The 17,077-nt window shown below is 59.6% G+C and carries 15 protein-coding genes; 14 read left to right on the top strand and 1 reads right to left on the bottom strand.

Features of this window, described 5'->3' with window-relative positions:
* Positions 1-120: 120 nt before the first annotated feature.
* Complete coding sequence (locus tag CZ345_RS15390; RefSeq protein WP_077073936.1) at positions 121-1,371, bottom strand: HD domain-containing protein; 1,251 nt, start codon at positions 1,369-1,371, stop codon at positions 121-123.
* Between the two features lie 274 nt (positions 1,372-1,645).
* On the opposite strand from CZ345_RS15390, the gene rplM reads away from it, so the two are divergent.
* The 14 genes from rplM (at position 1,646) to CZ345_RS15315 (ending at position 16,984) form a co-directional block, all read left to right on the top strand.
* Positions 1,646-2,080, top strand: a complete 435-nt coding sequence (gene rplM / locus CZ345_RS15385) for a 50S ribosomal protein L13 (RefSeq protein ID WP_077073935.1) — start codon at positions 1,646-1,648, stop codon at positions 2,078-2,080.
* 10 nt (positions 2,081-2,090) lie between these two features.
* Entirely contained in the window at positions 2,091-2,483 is a 393-nt protein-coding gene (gene rpsI, locus CZ345_RS15380) for a 30S ribosomal protein S9 (protein ID WP_077073934.1), read from the top strand.
* Positions 2,484-2,759: 276 nt separating this feature from the next.
* A complete protein-coding gene (locus CZ345_RS15375; RefSeq protein WP_077073933.1) occupies positions 2,760-3,635 on the top strand; it encodes a DMT family transporter in 876 nt (291 codons plus the stop codon).
* 168 nt (positions 3,636-3,803) lie between these two features.
* Positions 3,804-4,361 (top strand): homoserine kinase, encoded by a 558-nt coding sequence (thrB, locus tag CZ345_RS15370; RefSeq protein ID WP_077073932.1) that lies wholly within the window; start codon positions 3,804-3,806, stop codon positions 4,359-4,361.
* 198 nt (positions 4,362-4,559) lie between these two features.
* Complete coding sequence (locus CZ345_RS15365) at positions 4,560-5,117, top strand: OmpH/Skp family outer membrane protein (RefSeq protein WP_077073931.1); 558 nt, start codon at positions 4,560-4,562, stop codon at positions 5,115-5,117.
* A gap of 14 nt (positions 5,118-5,131) precedes the next feature.
* Complete coding sequence (gene lpxD, locus CZ345_RS15360; protein WP_077073930.1) at positions 5,132-6,238, top strand: UDP-3-O-(3-hydroxymyristoyl)glucosamine N-acyltransferase; 1,107 nt, start codon at positions 5,132-5,134, stop codon at positions 6,236-6,238.
* A gap of 112 nt (positions 6,239-6,350) precedes the next feature.
* Entirely contained in the window at positions 6,351-6,815 is a 465-nt protein-coding gene (fabZ, locus tag CZ345_RS15355; RefSeq protein WP_077073929.1) for a 3-hydroxyacyl-ACP dehydratase FabZ, read from the top strand.
* A 1-nt stretch (position 6,816) separates the two neighbouring features.
* Positions 6,817-7,632, top strand: a complete 816-nt coding sequence (lpxA, locus tag CZ345_RS15350; protein WP_077073928.1) for an acyl-ACP--UDP-N-acetylglucosamine O-acyltransferase — start codon at positions 6,817-6,819, stop codon at positions 7,630-7,632.
* Between the two features lie 417 nt (positions 7,633-8,049).
* On the top strand, positions 8,050-9,228 hold the full coding sequence (locus CZ345_RS15340; protein WP_077073926.1) for an iron-containing alcohol dehydrogenase: 1,179 nt from the start codon (positions 8,050-8,052) through the stop codon (positions 9,226-9,228).
* Positions 9,229-9,349: 121 nt separating this feature from the next.
* Positions 9,350-10,066: a Crp/Fnr family transcriptional regulator gene (locus tag CZ345_RS15335; RefSeq protein WP_077073925.1), complete on the top strand. Its 717-nt coding sequence runs from the start codon at positions 9,350-9,352 to the stop codon at positions 10,064-10,066.
* Between the two features lie 206 nt (positions 10,067-10,272).
* The gene (locus tag CZ345_RS15330; protein WP_077073924.1) at positions 10,273-11,940 is read left to right on the top strand and encodes an FAD-binding protein; all 1,668 of its coding nucleotides are present in this window, start codon (positions 10,273-10,275) and stop codon (positions 11,938-11,940) included.
* A gap of 148 nt (positions 11,941-12,088) precedes the next feature.
* The gene (locus CZ345_RS15325; RefSeq protein WP_077073923.1) at positions 12,089-13,789 is read left to right on the top strand and encodes an FAD-dependent oxidoreductase; all 1,701 of its coding nucleotides are present in this window, start codon (positions 12,089-12,091) and stop codon (positions 13,787-13,789) included.
* Between the two features lie 48 nt (positions 13,790-13,837).
* The gene (locus tag CZ345_RS15320) at positions 13,838-14,932 is read left to right on the top strand and encodes a TRAP transporter substrate-binding protein (RefSeq protein ID WP_077073922.1); all 1,095 of its coding nucleotides are present in this window, start codon (positions 13,838-13,840) and stop codon (positions 14,930-14,932) included.
* Positions 14,933-15,052: 120 nt separating this feature from the next.
* Complete coding sequence (locus CZ345_RS15315) at positions 15,053-16,984, top strand: TRAP transporter large permease (RefSeq protein WP_077073921.1); 1,932 nt, start codon at positions 15,053-15,055, stop codon at positions 16,982-16,984.
* The last annotated feature ends 93 nt before the right edge of the window (positions 16,985-17,077 follow it).

Below are 17,077 nucleotides of genomic sequence, written 5' to 3'. Positions count from 1 at the left end.
TGTTTCCCATGTGCGGATGCTTCATTGCCGCAATCGTTCGTCCTCCGCAGTTTTTCCGCAGAGCTTCCCGCGCCGTTTTCAGGGCAGGGCGTTTTCGTCGGTGCTTTATGCCGGAGATGATCAGTCGAAGTCGGCCAGAAGCGGAGCCATGCTGAAGGAGCCGAGCCTTTTATTGCTGCATTCGCGCCTCATGCGGGCCATGGCCTCGTAAAGGTGGGGGGAACCCAGCCCGTTGTGGATGGAGCTGTAGGCTTCGATGAAGGCGGCCAGAGTATCGCAGACCTTGATGAGCTCTCCGTCCTTGGGATCGCATTCATTGCGGTTGAAGTTTTCCTGCAGGGCAAGAAAGCCGTCCTGCTTCAGAATGGTTCCGCCTTCGCGGCAGGTATCGTTGAATTCCGACTTCGTGGCGAGGCCCAGATAGTAGTCCAGTCTTTCGCGGATATGGCCGTAGCCTTCCTGTTCCAGCGGATCGAGTATTTTGCTGTGAAGTTCCTCATCCTCATACTGATGGATGATCTCCGGCAGCTGGGCCACGGAGCGCTTGACCGGAGTGATGATATCGCGCGTGAGCAGTTCCGCAAGGTCGTGGAAAAGACCGCAGTAGAAGTCGTTGATGCGGCGCTGTTCGCAGCCGTCCAGATACAGGCTGAACAGATAGGAATACACGGCCACGATGAACATGTGCCCCAGAACGGAGGTGGCGGGCACGCGCGGCGTCTGCGCCCAGCGTATCTGAAAGCGAAGCTGCCCGCAGAGGTTGGCCATGCGCGCAAGGGCCGTGCCGGAACCGGCGAGCAGCTCGTTCACGCCTTCCACATCCTTCAAGGCCAGGAGCCTCTTGTTGAAGGAAGGGCCTATTTCCTTGATTTCCTCATCGAAGCCGTTGAGGGGCTCGATGAGAGCAAACTCCCAGCGTGAGGCATACATGTGCGCGGCGCTCAGAATGCGGTCGGAAAGGCGGTTTGTCTCTTCGGCGGGGCGCTGATGATAGCGCACGAGTCTCTGCCAGAAATCTTCGTCCAGAGGACGTATGCGCGGCTCGAGTTCCTTCAGAGCCCAGGCGGTGAGTTCGGCGTAGTGTTCCTTGTTGGCCTTGATGCGGTAGAAGACGGGGGGCTTGATGTCGGTAATGATAAGCCTGTAGAAATAATCGAAAATACCGCCCTCGATGATGTCTATTCCCATGCGGCGGTGTTCTTCTTCCGAAAGATGTTCCGCATTCTGCTGCCAGAGCAGGAAGGCCGCGATCATCTTGTGGCCCTGCTTGTCCAGTTCGAAAAGTTCCACGGGCCGGAGCTTGTCGTTCCAGCGCCGCATGTTCGCGCCCGAGAAAATGAACTGAAGAAGGCTTTTTCTTATGCTCCGCATGGCCGATTCCTCACTTGCTTAATCTTCCGTTTTATGGCAAATACCTTCTTTCGAATGTTCTGGCAAGGGAACGGCGGTCTGGTAGCCGCTCCCAAGGTGCGCTTTGCCGGCTCCCCGTTGCGGGCGAAACGTCTCCGGTTTCCCTTCGAAAAAGAACGAATGTAACGAGGAATGCGCTTCTTCGCCCTTCCGGGCCGGGAAGCCTTTTTGTGACTACGCCTCTTCAACGGCACACTCATGCGGTTCCGCTTCCTGCGGGACAGGAGATATTTTCATGAAAACTTTCAGCCCGACCCCGGCCGACATCGACCGCCAGTGGTATCTGGTTGACGCCGAAGATCAGATTCTTGGCCGCCTCGCCACCCAGATCGCCCATCGTCTGCGCGGCAAGCACAAGCCTGAATTCGCCCCTCACATGGACAACGGCGACTTCATCGTCGTGGTCAACTGCGAAAAGATCCGCGTGACCGGCACCAAGATGCACGACAAGTTCTACTACAGCCACTCCGGCTGGGTTGGCGGCCTCAAGGAAGTCAGCCTTGAAAAGCTGCTGGCCACCAAGCCTGAAGAAGTGCTCCGCAAGGCCGTTCGCGGCATGCTGCCCAAGAACCGTCTTGGCCGCGCCATGCTGAAGAAACTGAAGATTTATGTGGGCGCCGAACATCCCCACGCTGCTCAGGCCCCCAAGCCGCTGACCTTTGAGAAGTAGGAGCCACGCCATGTCTACCTCTTTTGATTATGGTACCGGCCGCCGCAAGACCGCCATCGCCCGTACCCGCCTTTATCCTGGTTCCGGTCAGATTGAAGTCAACGGCCGCCCCATGGATCAGTATTTCCCCCGCAAGACCCTGCAGATGATCGTCCGTCAGCCTCTTGCCCTCACCAAGCTCGCCGAACAGTATGACATCAAGGTCAACGTGTGCGGCGGCGGCATTTCCGGTCAGGCCGAAGCTGTCCGCCTCGGCATTTCCCGTGCTCTGCTCCAGGCCGATCCCGCTCTGCGCGGCGTTCTGAAGCATGCCGGCTTCCTGACCCGCGATGCCCGTAAGAAGGAACGTAAGAAGTACGGTCTGGCCGCTGCCCGCGCCCGTTACCAGTACTCCAAGCGTTAATCCTCCGATTTTCGCGACCAAAGAAGCCCGCCCTCCGGCGGGCTTCTTTCTTTTAATCCGTCCGGTGGAGCGGAAGGCGCGCCGCTTACGGTATGGGGCCCGCGGCAAGAGAGGCCGGAACCTTTGCCGGCATGGACACGGGCTTCCAGGCACCGTTTTTGTGGAGAGTGCTGCGGAGGGATCCTTCAAAGGGAAGAATCGGAAAATTGTTGCATATGCGCCAGAAATATTTCGGCAGGCGTGTAGGATGCCCCCAGATTGCTCTGGAGGTTGTCCATGTCTTTTTCGCCGAGAATCATCATGTTGCTGCTGGTGTGCTGCTATGCCCTGTGGGGCGGCGGCATGATTGCCATGAAATATGCGTTCGAGTCGTTCGCCGTTCTGCATGTGGTGTTCGCCCGCGTGGGTTTTGCCGCGCTGTTCTATCTGGCGCTTCTGCCCAAATGGCGACATCTTCCCTACCAGAAGGGCGACTGGAAGTATCTGCTGCTTCTCGTCATGTTCGAACCGTGTCTTTTCTTTTTGTGCGAAACCTTCTCCATGAAGTTCACCACGGCTTCCCAGGGCGGCGTCATCGCGGCGTGCTTCCCCCTCTGCACGGCCGTGGCCGCGTGGATATTCCTGAAGGAAAAGCTCACCGGGCGCACCATTGTGGCCATCATTCTTGCGGTGATCGGCGTGGCAGGTTCCTCGTATTTTGCGGAAGGCGACGCCAAGGCCTCCAATCCTCTGCTGGGGAATCTGCTCATGTTCGGCGCGGTGCTTTCCTCCAGTGGTTATGCCGTGTGCGTGCGCTTCATTTCCCGCCGCTATTCCTTCCTGAGTATTTCCGCCATTCAGGCCATAGGCGGGAGCCTCGCCTTTTTCCCTGCGCTTCTTTCCGCCCCCATGCCTGAGTCCGTCACCATGCCTGCGCTGGCCGGACTCCTTTATATGGGCGTGGGTGTGGGCATTCTGGCGTATCTTATGCTCAACTTCTCCCTCAAGTATCTGGAAGCGGGCATCGTGTCGCTGTTCGGCAATCTCATTCCCGTTTTCACGCTGATTTTCGCCTATGTCCTTCTGGGAGAAAGGCTCAATGTGCCGCAGGTGGCCTGCGTAGGGCTCGCGCTTTTCGGCGTGGCCATTTCCTCCATGGGAAAGAAGGACTGACGGAGGCCGCGCCGTGCGGCTGTCCCCTGCAGGGCGCGGGAAGCATGTTCCCGCGCCTTTTTCTCTTCATAAAGCCGTTTGCATTCCTTCCGCGCGCGGCGTATGGTTAAGCTCATGAAAACAGCGCTCCCCGCGCTGGAGAGACGGGCTCTGCCCGGAAGGAACCATATGACAGCAGCTTTGTCTGAGCGGAAGGATGCTCCTTCTCAGCTCCATGTGCCCGAATCGGGCTGCATTACGTTTATAGGCATGGCCGGAGCGGGCAAGACCACGGTGGGCCGCATGGTGGCCCGTTCGCTGGGCTGGGCCTTTGTGGACAGCGACCATATCATCGAGGCGGCCTATGCCGCGCCCCTTCAGAGCGTGGCCGATGCCATGAGCAAGGAAGCCTTCATTGATATGGAGGCGGAGATCGTGGGCCGCCTGCGTCTCTGCCGCACCGTCATAGCCACGGGCGGCAGCGTGGTGTACCGGGAAAGCTCCATGAAGCACCTTGCCTCTCTCGGCCCCGTCGTCTACCTCGACGTACCCATGAAGATCATTCTTGAACGCATCGCCCGCAACCCCGACAGAGGGCTGGCCATAGCGCCCGGCCAGACACTGGAGGAGCTTTTCCGTGAAAGGGAGGAGCTTTACCGCCGTTACGCCACGGTGAGCGTGCCTGCCTACGGTCTTGCGCCTGCGGAAAGCGCGCGCCTTGCACTGGAGCAGCTTGCTTTTTTGTGACGGGAAACAGGCAGCACGACGCTGTTTTTCCCGTTCGGCTTCCTTTTTTCTTATGCACGTCCGGGCGGGTGAAGGTACGGGCGGGGGCTTAAATCATTCTTGACGCCCTCATGCCCTCAAGGGTAATCTTTGCCGATGTCCGCCGCCTTGTTGAGGCGTGCCTATGTTGCTACTTTTTCCTTATTAAGGAGTTTTATTATGCTTCGTCGCACTGTCATTGCGCTGGCTGTGGCCTTTTTCTGCTCCGCCGTCATCCTGCCTTCCCAGGCTCAGGCCGCGGGTAAGATAGGCGTCGCCAATCCCCTGCGCCTTTCCGCTCAGAGCGATCCCGGCAAGGAAGCCGAAAAGCAGCTGACCTCCATGTTCGGCAAGGAACGTGAACAGCTGGAAAAGCAGAATGCCGACCTGAACAAGCAGGCTGAAGATCTGCGCAAGCAGGCTGCCGCCCTTTCGGAAAAGGCCCGCAACGAACGCGCTCAGAAGATCCAGAAGATGGCCCAGGAGCTGGAAACCAAGGGTACCGCCTACACTCAGCGTCTTTCCCGCGTACAGCAGGCCATCAACTCTCAGATGAACGATGTGCTGCGCACGGCCTGCGAAAACTATGCCAAGAAGAACGGCTACGACATGATCATCGACGCTTCCGTCGTCATGTTCTATGTTCAGGCCAATGACGTGACGAGCGGCCTGATCGAGGAAGTCAACAAGGTCTGGAAGTCCAAAGGCGGCAAGTTCAATCTCAGCTCCGCAAAATAACAAAGGAGCCCTGAATGCCCAATCCTTCGTTCAAGCTTTCCGAAATCGCGGAAAAGCTCGGGGTGCGCCTGGCGCTGAAGAATCCCGAGGACGACATCGTCATCACCGGGATCAACACGCTGGAAGAGGCCGGTCCTACGGAACTGAGCTTTCTGGCCAACCCCAAGTACGTTTCACAACTGTCCACCACCAAAGCGGGGGCCGTCATCGTGCGGCCCGAACATGAGAACGACGTTGAGCGCGCGCTTGTCACGGATAACCCCTATCCCATGTTCGCGCAGGCTCTGACGCTGTTCGTCAAGCCTCAGGGCAGCTTCACGGGGATAAGCCACATGGCCTGCATCCATCCCGAGGCTGTGCTTGGCGAGGATTGCACCGTTTATCCGTTCTGCTACATCGGCCCGCGTACCGTGCTCGGCAAGGGCTGCGTCATTTTTCCCGGCTGCTATATCGGAGAGGATTGCGAGCTGGGAGATGGCTGCATCCTGTACCCCCGCGCCGTGCTCATGGCCGGAACGAAACTCGGCAAGGCCTGCGTGCTTCAGCCGGGGGCCGTGCTGGGCGGTGAGGGCTTCGGTTTCGTGCGGACTTCGGAAGGCATCAGAAAGGTGCCGCAGATCGGGCATGTGGAACTCGGCGACCATGTGGAAATCGGCGCCAACGCCACCATCGACCGTGCGGCCCTGAGCGCCACGCTCGTGGGCGACGGCACCTGCATCGACAACCTGGTCATGGTGGGGCACAACGTGCATATCGGAAAAGACTGCCTCATCGTTTCCCAGGTGGGCATTTCCGGTTCCACGCACGTAGGCGACAACGTAACCATGGCCGGGCAGGCCGGTATTTCCGGGCACCTGCACATCGGCAACAATTCCACCATCGGACCGCAGGCCGGCGTTGCCAAGGATATTTCCGAAGGGCAGGTGGTCGGCGGTTCTCCCACCATGGACTATAATACCTATCTGCGTAACGCCACGCTCATGCCCAAGCTGCCCGAGCTCTTCAAGCGGGTGGCCAGGCTTGAGAAGGAAATGGGCCACAAGCCCATGGCCAGCGACAAGACGGATCGTTCCCTTGTGGCCATGTGGAACCGCTGGATGTCCATGATGCATCATCGTTGATACGGCTCCGGCGGCGAAGCCGCCGGCTGCCGCCGCCCCGCCGTTCGTATCTCACGGCGGGGGAACGCGGCGCGGCAGAGCCTCACTATAAACCGTTAAAAGGCAACACACCATGAGCGAGTCCATTTCCCTCGGCATCAAGGAAATCCTGAGCATCCTGCCCCATCGCTATCCTTTCCTTCTGGTGGATCGCGTGGACGAGCTGGTGCCCAGCGACCATATCCGCGCCTACAAGAACCTTACGTTCAATGAACCTTTCTTCCAGGGGCATTTTCCGGGCGTGCCCGTCATGCCCGGCGTTCTGATCATCGAAGCCATGGCCCAGACCGGGATCATCCTCGTGGCGCACAGCTTCCCCGAGTTCAAGGAACGCCCCGACCAGATCTATCTGTTCACCGGCATCGAAAAGGCGCGCTTCCGTTCGCCCGTCCGTCCCGGAGACAAGCTGGTCATGGAATGCACCAATCTGACGCATAGAATGCAGCTCTGGAAGATGGATACCAAGGCCTATGTGGACGGCAACGTCGTTGCCGAAGCGCGGCTCACCGCATCTGTTCTTCCCAGGGAGTCCTTCTGATATGGCAGCACCTCAGATCCATCCGAGTGCGTTTGTGGCACCTACGGCTCAGCTCGGCGACGACGTGATCGTCGGCCCCTGCGCCGTCATTGAAGATGATGTGGTCATCGGCGCGCGTACGCGCATCGATGCCTTCGCCTCCGTCAAGCGGTACACCACCATGGGGGAGGACAACCATATCTATTCCTATGCCGCCGTGGGCGGAGAACCTCAGGATCTGAAATTCCATGGCGAGGTGAGCAGCCTCGTCATCGGCAACAGGAACAATATCCGGGAATTCACCACGCTGCACCGCGGTACGGAAGCGGGCGGCGGCGTTACCCGTGTGGGCGACAACAACCTGCTCATGGCCTATGTTCATGTGGCGCATGACTGCACGGTCATGAATAACATCGTCATGTCCAACAACGCCACGCTTGCCGGTCACTGCTTTGTGGACGACAACGCCATCATCGGCGGACTTTCCGCCGTGCATCAGTTCGTGCGCGTGGGCAAGCATGCCTTTGTGGGCGGCATGTCCGGGCTTGCGCAGGATCTGCCGCCGTGGATGCTCGCCGTGGGCAACAGAGCCACGGTGCAGTCGCCCAACATTGTGGGCCTGCGCCGCGCCAAGGCTTCCATGGAGCTGCTTTCCGGCTTCAAGCAGGCCTACCGGATGACGTGGTACTCCGGCATTCCCCGCCCCGATGCGCTCATGCAGCTTGAGGCGGAATACGGCCATCTGCCCGAAATCGTGGAATTCATCAACTTCGTGCGGGAAAGCAAGCGCGGCATTCTGCCCGGTGACGAACGCAAGAAGATCATGGATCTTGCCTGATGCCCCGGGCCGCCCGTCGGCCGCAGGGAAAGCATGAGGATGACAAGGAAAAAGGGTCGTTTGTTTCAGACGACCCTTTTTTTGCCGTTTTTTCCGAACCTGTCGGACGGCCGGCGGCTTCGAGCTTAAGGGGCCTTCTCTGTCTTTTCCCGGCGGAAAGGTGCGGCCTGAGCGGAAAATTCTTGCTCCGTCTGCCGGTTCTTCGGGCGGAAGGGGGGGCGCAAAAGCTGCGGATATCGGGCGTTTTTGCCGCTATGTTCACGGCAAGGCCGGATGCCGTGAGCCTGAGGCAGACTGCTTCAGGCGGCTGTATATTATTCTGCTTCCTGCCGAAGGGGGACGTCCCGGAGATGTTTCCCCACCGGGGCGGGTTTTTCCTGTGTCGGCAGATGCGTTTTCAGCGGAAAGGAGAAGCTCATGAATAACTTTGTCTACAATACTCCCACCAGAGTGGTTTTCGGCAGGGGAGTGGAAGAAGAATGCGGTCGCCTGGTGCGCGAGTCCGGCGGCAGCCGGGTGCTGCTGCACTACGGCGGCGGCAGTGTGGAACGCTCCGGCCTGCTGGGGAGAATACGGGCCTCGCTGGACAAGGAAGGCCTTTACCGGGTGGAGCTCGGGGGAGTGGTACCCAACCCCCGCCTTTCCCTTGTGCGCGAAGGGGTGGCTCTGGGCCGCAGGGAAGGGGTCGATTTCGTGCTCGCCGTAGGAGGCGGCAGCGTCATTGATTCCGCCAAGGCCATAGGATACGGCCTGGCCGATGAGGGCGATGTGTGGGACTTCTACGAACGAAAGCGCAAGGCAAAGGGCTGCGCCCCCCTGGGGGTGGTGCTGACCATTGCGGCCGCAGGCAGTGAAATGAGTCCTTCCTGCGTGATCACCAACGAGGAAGGCTGGATCAAACGCGGTTATACCAGCGAGTATTCCCGCCCCCGCTTTGCCGTGATGAATCCCGAACTCACCATGACGTTGCCCGCCTATCAGACGGCCTGCGGCTGTGTGGATATCCTCATCCATACCATGGAACGCTATTTCCACCGTACGGGCGGCATGGAGATTACCGACGGCATTGCGGAAGCGCTGCTGCGCACGGTGATGAAGAATGCCCTCATTCTCCGGGACGATCCCTCCTCCTACGATGCCCGCGCCGAAATCATGTGGGCGGGAAGCCTTTCGCACAACGGTCTTACGGGCTGCGGTACCGACGGCGGGGACTGGGCTTCCCACAAGATAGAACATGAGCTGAGCGGGCTTTTCGATGTGGCCCACGGCGCGGGGCTTGCGGCCGTATGGGGAAGCTGGGCCCGCTACGTGTACAGGGAGGATGCCGCGCGTTTTGCGCGTTTCGCCCAGAAGGTCATGGGTGTTTCCGGCGCCGGTACTCACGAGGAAATGGCCGAAAAGGGCATTGAGGCCATGGAGAATTTCTTCCGTGCCATACATATGCCCACGAGCCTGACGGAGCTCGGCGTTTCTCCCACGGAGGAGGAAATCCGCGATATGGCGGCCAAGTGCGTCCGCGGTGTGGGAGGCCCCGTGGGGGGGGTGCGTCCTCTTCTTGAGGAGGATATTGAGAAAATCTACCGTATGGCGAGATAGAAGCAGACGATTCTTGCGGCAGGCGAAGGGGAGAGCGCTCTTCAGGCCGGGAATCCGGCCTGTGGGGACCGGGTCGGAAACGTGCGCCGCAGACGTCGCCTCGCATAAAAGAGAGGCATTGATGGAAGATTCCCGCTATTCGGGCATACCGTATCATGTGCTCATGAAGGGCTCGGCCGTGGGCCGCCTCAATGCGCCCTGGAGAAGGGTGCTTCACCTTGCCCAGAGGAAAAGCATCCGCAAGGGGCAGAGCATCGACATCCGTACGAGCCTTTCGGGGCCGGACGGCAGACCGTACTTTTACTACGTCGTTTCCGGCAAGATACGGCTTTCCTATGTCAGCAGGAACGGCGAGGAGCGTACCATTCTGTACGCCGGGCCGGATACGCTCATGAATGTGCCTTCCGTTCTTGTGGGGGACGAGGATAATACGCTGGTCACCTGCACGGAAGATGCCGAAGTGGCCCTGTTTGATTCGGCGCTGCTTTCGGATGAGGACTTCGCCTCGCAGCATCCTGATCTGATGATCAATCTGGTGCACTCGCTGAGCGTGCACATGGTCATTCATTCCCAGCGCCTGGCGGAAGCCTCCCTTTCCAATTCCGTGGCGCAGGTGTGCAGGATCATTCTTGAACTTTCCGACCGCCACGGCGGCAGAGCCAGATTTTCTCCGGAAATGACGCAGCAGGAACTGGCGCTGCTTCTGGGGATGCACCGAACGACGCTGACCCGTATTCTGTGCCGCCTCAGGGAAGGCGGTGTGCTCGGCAGATTCACCCGGCATGACATGGAAATTCTGGATCGTGCCCGCCTTGTCGAAATGGCGGAATCTTCCTGAAGAACCATACATATAGTTACGGGGCCGTTCCTCAGGGGCGGCCCTTTTTTTGTTTCTGCACATGCTGCGGAAGAGGCATGCCGGCCTGCTTTTTTCATGGATGACGAAAAAGTGAAAAAAGGGGCAAAAATGACGCAAATGCACTACTGCGCGGCCTCCAGAAGTTCCATAACCGTATCATACGGAAAGTGGAAAGGAGGTCTTTCATGCACGATTCTGGAGAGATGGCGGTCATCACCCATGAGACCGACGTGCTTGTCCTCGGCGCAGGCGCATCCGGCTGTGGAGCGGCGCTCGCCGCAGGAGGAAAGGGCGTACGCGTGCTTCTGGCGGACAAGGGCAAGCTGGAAAGCTGCGGTTCGCTGGGCGGCGGCAATGATCATTTCATGGCCGTTCTGAACAGCGGCGCCCCGGGCGACGACGCGCAAACCGCCATAGATTTCTACTGCACGCCCATGACGGGGTACACCCCCGCGCATGTGAGGCAGTGGCTGGATACCATGCCCCGCATGATATCCATGCTCAAGTCTCTGGGCATAGAATTTCTGCATAATCCCGACGGCAGCTTTTACAGGACTACCGGTTTCGGACAGCCCGGAAGCTGGTGGAGCCATATCAACAACGGCAAGTACATCAAGCGCAGGCTGGGCGGACTCGTCCGCAGCCGTGGCGTGGATATTCTGGAATACTTCCAGTGTACCAGGCTGCTCGTCAGCGAGGGGCGTGTCGTAGGTGCGGCGGGCTTCCATGTTCTGGACGGATCCTTTCATGTGATCCGGGCCCGCGCGGTAGTGCTCGCACTGGGGCGGCTTGCCGGACGTGTATCGGTGAACTCCTCGCTCAATCCCTTCAACTCGGCTTTTTCTCCCTTCATCACCGGCAGTCAGATAGCGCTGGGCTACGAGGCCGGGGCGGAAATCATCACGCTGGATACCGAACAGGAAGCCACGCTCATCCCCAAGGGATGGGGATGCCCGGGCATGAACGGCATCACCTCCAGCGGCGCAAGAGGCATCAACGCCCTGGGCGAACGGTATATGGCCAAATATCACCCCATGATGGAAGTGGGTCCGCGCTGTTTGCTGGTGAGGGGAACGTCGCAGGAACAGTCCGAGGGCAACGGCCCGCCCTTCGTGCTCGATCTCACCCATATCGACAAGGATATTCTGCACCATCTGCAGTACGACAGCATGCCCGGCGACAAGGAAACCTGGAACGACTACTGCGCTCAGGCGGGCATAGACTTCAGCACAAAGCCCATGGAAGTGGAGCTTTCCGAGCTCTACGTCAACGGCATCATGTATCTGAAGGACAACTTTGAATCGCGCTCCGTGAACGGACTGTTCGGCGGCAGCATGTTCCACGACTTCTCCGGCTCCATCTGCAGCGGCTATATTGCCGGAACGCACGCAGTGGAGGCCTGTTCCCGCTATGCTCTTGCCGATATGGACGATGAGAAGATCCAGCAGGAAAAGGAGAGAGTGTTTCTCCCTCTGCATACGGAAGACGGTATCCGTCAGGAAAAGTTCGAGGCCGCCATACGTCAGGTCATGAACTATTACATGGGCTATGTGCGCAGCGGCAAGGGCATGCATGTCGCCCTTGAGAAGCTGGCCTTCATCGAGTCCCAAAAGAACGAGGTCATGGCCGCCAATCTGCACGAACTCATGCGCGCGCACGAATCCTTCCATCTGCTGCGTACCTGCATGCTCACGACCATGGCTTCCCTGGAACGCAGGGAGACCCGTTTCGTCTACCGCCGTTCCGATTATCCCGACATCGATCATTCCTATGACGACAAGCTGCTCGTGGTCTTCTGCAAAGAGGGCGCGCCGTACTGCGAATGGCGTACGCCCCTTGTCCCGCAGGAATGAACGGGGCGGACTTTTTCTGAAAATACACGTCTGCTCCGTGCCCACGCCCTTTTTGCCGTACCGAAGTTACGGCGGCATGCCGGAAGCTGCGCCGTAGCGCAGCCGGATGATGGGCGGATTTGTCCTCTCATTTTTCAAGGAGCTGGAGATGCCTCCTTTTTTCAGTAAAGAAACCAAGAAGGTTTATGTCCGTAACGACGGACGCCTCGGGCAGGGCCGCACTTCTCCCTGTGAGAACGCCTGCCCCCTGGGTAATCCGATTCAGAAAATGGAAAAGGCCATTGCCGAAGGCGATGCCGCCCGCGCTCTGTGTATCCTGCGCGCCGTCAATCCTTTCCCGGGGGTGACGGGCCGCGTCTGTCCTCATCCCTGCGAGGAAGCGTGCAACCGCAAGTGCTACGACGAGGCTCTTTCCATCCGCGCGCTGGAACGTCATGCCTCGGATGCCGGTTTTTCCCGTCTCCGCAGGCTGAATCCTCTGCCCGCCACCGGCAGGAAGATAGCCGTGGTGGGGGCAGGCCCCGCAGGCCTGGCCTGCGCGTATATTTCCGCCCTGCTCGGACATGAGGTGACCGTGTTTGAAGCTTCGCCCGTGGCCGGGGGCGTGCCTCGTCAGTCCATTCCCGATTTCCGCCTGCCCAAGGATGTGGTGGACCGGGAAGTGGGCGTGATTCTCGACCTCGGCGTCAGGATTCTGACCAATACCGAAGTCGGGCGCGACATCAGCCTCGACGAACTGCGGGAAAGATATGATGCCTGCCTGCTGGCCGTGGGCAACCGGAAGGAGCGCATGCTTTCCATTCCCGGCATCGAACATGCCCTGCCTGCGGTATCGTTTTTGAAGAATTCCAATCTGCACCGCGAAAGCCTCGAAGGAAAGAAGGTCGTCATTCTGGGCGGGGGCGGCGTGGCCTTCGACAGCGCCTTCACCGCACGCAGGCTCGGCGCGGCGCAGACCAGCCTGATATGCCTGGAAGACCGTGCGTGCATGCGCGTACCCGCAGCCGAAGTCGCTCAGGCGGATGATGAGGATGTGGCTCTTCACACCGGTTATCTCGCCGCTTCCATTGAAAGTGAGAACGGCCGTGTCCGTGCGGTGACGGCGGACGCCGTTTCGTCTTTCCGCTTTGACGAGGCGGGCAGACTGCATGCCGAATTTCTCCCCGAAGGCAAGCTGCGTGTGGAGGCCGATGTCGTGATCTGCGCCAGCGGCCTGATGGCGGATCTTTCCCTGCTGGATGGCGGCGAATGTGCGCAGATGGAAAGAACCCCGCGCGGCGGAGTGAAAACCCGCTTCGCAGCTTCTTCTGTTCCGGGCATCTTTGCCGCGGGGGAATGTTCCAGCGGCCCCTCGCTGGTATCCGCGGCCATTGCCGAAGGCCGCCAGGCGGCTTTTGAGATGCATGCCTATCTTACGGGAAAGGAAGCGGGATGCGCCGTCGACGCATGGCTTGACGAGGAGGACCGCCTCTGCCTGCAGTACCTTGAACACAAGGGAACGCAGCACGAGGTTGCCTTTGAGGAAATCGTCAACATCACGCATCATGAAAAAGCCGTACGCAGAAGCACCTGTCTGCATACGGCGAAGGATACATGGCTTGCCTTTGAGGAACTGGACAAGGGCTTTTCCGAAGAGGATGCCCGGGAAGAGGCGGCCCGCTGCCTGCACTGCGGCCACTGCCAGGAATGCGGAGAATGCGTGGCGAGCTGCCCGGGGCTGATTCTCAAGCCCGGAGACGGGTCTCCTGCGGTTGCCTACCCCGATGAGTGCTGGCACTGCGGCTGCTGCCGGCTGGCCTGCCCGGGAGCGTGCATATCCTTCAAATTCCCCCTCCATACCTTTTTATGATGTCATACCCGCCCCGCCGGGGCGGGAAAACGCGCGAGGAGAAACTCTATGAAGAAGCTGTCCCTTGTTCTGCTGAGCATGGCTCTGTGTCTGTCCGGCATGGCCCTTCCCCAAAGATCGGTTGCGGCCGAAGCCGAATATGTGCTGAGCCTCAATCTGCCCATTCCCCCCGTCCACAACCGCTGGAACCATGCGCTCAAGCCCTGGGTGGAGGAACTGGAAAAACGCAGCGGCGGTCGCATCAAGGTGGAGCCGTATTTCGCCGAGGCCCTGAGCAAGGAAGCCGACGCCTTCGAATCCGTGAAGACGGGCGTGGCCGATATGGCGGAATTCAGCTTCGACGTGGCGGTGGGACAGTTTCCGTTCCATGAACGTGTCTTCACCACGGTAAGCCCCGGCGTCTCCATGGAAGATCCCACGGCCTTCGTTCTGGCCGTTCAGGAATCCTTCCCCGAAGTGAAGAAGGAATTCGAGGGCGTGAAGGTGCTGTTCACCCATGCCCAGACCGTGGGCATGCTGATCGGCAGCAAGGATCCCATCAGAACTCTGGACGACTTCAAGGGAAAGAAGATCAACGTGCTCGGCGACTATCAGGTGGCGCAGAAGGTGGGCGCTCTCGGCGCTTCCGTGGTCAGCGTACCTCTTGCCGACGTGTTCACCAGCATTCAGCAGGGTGTCATCGACGCGGCGACGGTGGATTACGACCTGCTTGTTTCCCGCAGGCTCGGCGACGTGGTCAAGCACGTCACCGCCGTGCAGACCACCTGCTTCGTGTTCTGCGTGATGATGAATCAGGACGTGTACGACAACATGCCCGATGATCTGCGCGCGGTGATAGACGAGGTGTCCGGCGAATACGGGCGCAAGGTCTTCACCGACTTCTGGAACACGCTGCCGTACCAGAGCCTTCATACCTGGCTGGAAACCATGGGCGGGAGCCTCCATGTGCTGACCGATGCGGAATACGCGCAGATCGACGGGCGCGTCGCTTCCGTGAAGGACGAATGGGTGGAAATCCTCAACAAGGCCGGATACCCCGGAGCCGCCATGGCCGAACGCATCCACGAACTGCAGGCAACCTATGCCAGGCCGTGGAAGGACAGCCGTTCCATGAAGATCTTCCAGGAAGGCGTGAAAAAGTAATCCGCCGTTCACAGCGTACCTGTCGCATCCGCATCCGCTCCTATGGGCGATGCGGATGCGTCCTGTAAATTTTTTGCCGTGCCGCGAGGCTCCCCCGGTCTCCGGCCAAAGGAAAAAGATATGGAGAATTCCCGCATCGCCGGTTCCGTTCAGGACGCCGGACTCCCCCGTATTCTGGACAGAGCCGCCGCCGTACTGCGAACGACGGAAAAGCCGGCCTTCATCCTCAGCGCGGCGGGCATGGGCATATTCATGCTTATGGTCATGCTCACCTTCGCCGATGTGTTTCTGCGCTATTTGTTCGGCAGCTCCATACCGGGTACGACGGAGCTGACGGAACTTCTCATGGTGATCGTCGTCTTTTCCTCCGTTGCCGTCACGCAGTGGCAGAAAAGTCACGTCACCATGGATATTCTCACGTCGAGGCTGAAGGAACCCTCCCGCGCGCTTCTTGAAGTGGTGACGGGATTCTGGTCCGTGGTCATCGTGCTGTTCTGCGCCTGGACCACGTTCCGTTACGGCATGAAGACCTCTTCCGTGACGCTGGTGCTCCGTATTCCGCTGGAGCCGTTCATCTGCTTTGCCGGATTCGGCTTCTGCATGCTGGCCGTCGCCCTGCTGACGCAGCTTCTTGAAGTCATGGCTTCGGCCATACGGCAGAACGGCACGGCCAGAACGCTGCTTGCCCTGGCTGCGGGCATTCTCTGCGTGGCCGTCATGTGGTACGTCGCCACGCACAGGGTTCCGGGCATGTCCTCCATCAAGGTGGGGGTGGCCGGGCTGACGCTGCTTTTCGTTCTCTTTTTCCTCGGAGTGCCCGTAGCCTTCGCCCTTGTGGCCACGGGACTCATATTCATAGCGCAGCTCAAGGGTATTCCGGCATCCTTCGGCACTACGGGCAAGGCGCTCTACGCCACGGCGGGGAGCTATTCCTGGGCTCCTCTGATGTTCTTCATGCTTATGGGCTACCTGTGCTTCTATGCCCGCTTCGGGGAGGACATCTACAACTGTGCGCGCAAGTGGATGGGCCACATGCGCGGCGGGCTGGCCATGGGCAGCGTGGTGGCCTGTTCCCTGTTCGGCGCCGTGGTGGGCGACGTGCTTTCCGGCAGTATCGCCATGGCGGCCATAGCCCTGCCCGAAATGCGCAAGAACGGATACGACGATGAGCTTGCCGTGGGCACGCTGGCCTGTTCCGGCACCATAGGCTGCCTCATCCCGCCGAGCACCACGTTCATCATCTACGGCGTGCTGGCGCAGCAGTCCATAGGCGATCTGTTCATTGCAGGCATCATTCCGGGCATTGTGTGCATGTTCTGCTTCATGCTGGCGGTATGGCTCATGGTATGCAGAAAGCCGTCGCTCGCGCCCCGCCTGCCCCGCGCCTCCATGACGGAGCGCATCGTTTCGCTCAAATCCGGCCTGCCGATCATGCTCATCTTCCTTCTCGTCATCGGCGGCATTTACGGCGGCGTGTTCACCGCCACCGAAGGCGGAGGCATCGGCGCCTGCGGTACGCTCATCCTTGCGCTGCTCATGCGCCGCCTCAGCCTGAAGGACTTCATCCATACGCTTCAGGATTCGGCAAAGTACATTTCCATGTGCTTCACCGTGCTGTGCGGCGCCATCGTGCTCAGCTACTTCATGGCCATGACGCGTATTCCCATGGTGCTCGCCAACACCATCGCAGGCATGGATCTGCCCGCCATGCTGGTCATGGCGGCCATCGTGCTGGTATTCCTCATTCTGGGCTGTTTTCTTCCTTCCATGCCGCTGCTGCTCATCTGCGTGCCCATTTTCGTGCCCATCGCCAAGGTGTTCGGATGGGATCTCATCTGGTTCGGCGTCATCATCGTCATTCTCGACAACATGGCGTCCATCACGCCGCCTTTCGGCATCAGTCTCTTCGTCATGAAGGAAGTGGCATCCGTTTCGCTGGGAACGATGTACCGCGCGGCCGTGCCCTTTGTGGCGGCGCTGCTCGTGTGCCTGTTCATCATCATTCTCTTCCCGCCCCTGTCCACGCTGCTGCCCGCACTGATGAAGGGATAGCGGCAGGATGAGCCCGCGGCGCGGCGGGTCGGAAAAGGCATAAAAGAACCCCCTCGGGCGTACGGCGTATGCCGGGCTTCGAGGGGGCTTTTT

The organism is Mailhella massiliensis, assembly GCF_900155525.1.
Classification (GTDB): Bacteria; Desulfobacterota; Desulfovibrionia; order Desulfovibrionales; family Desulfovibrionaceae; genus Mailhella; species Mailhella massiliensis.
Note: the sequence above shows the minus strand (reverse complement) of the source record. Positions and strands in the feature narration are given on the sequence as shown.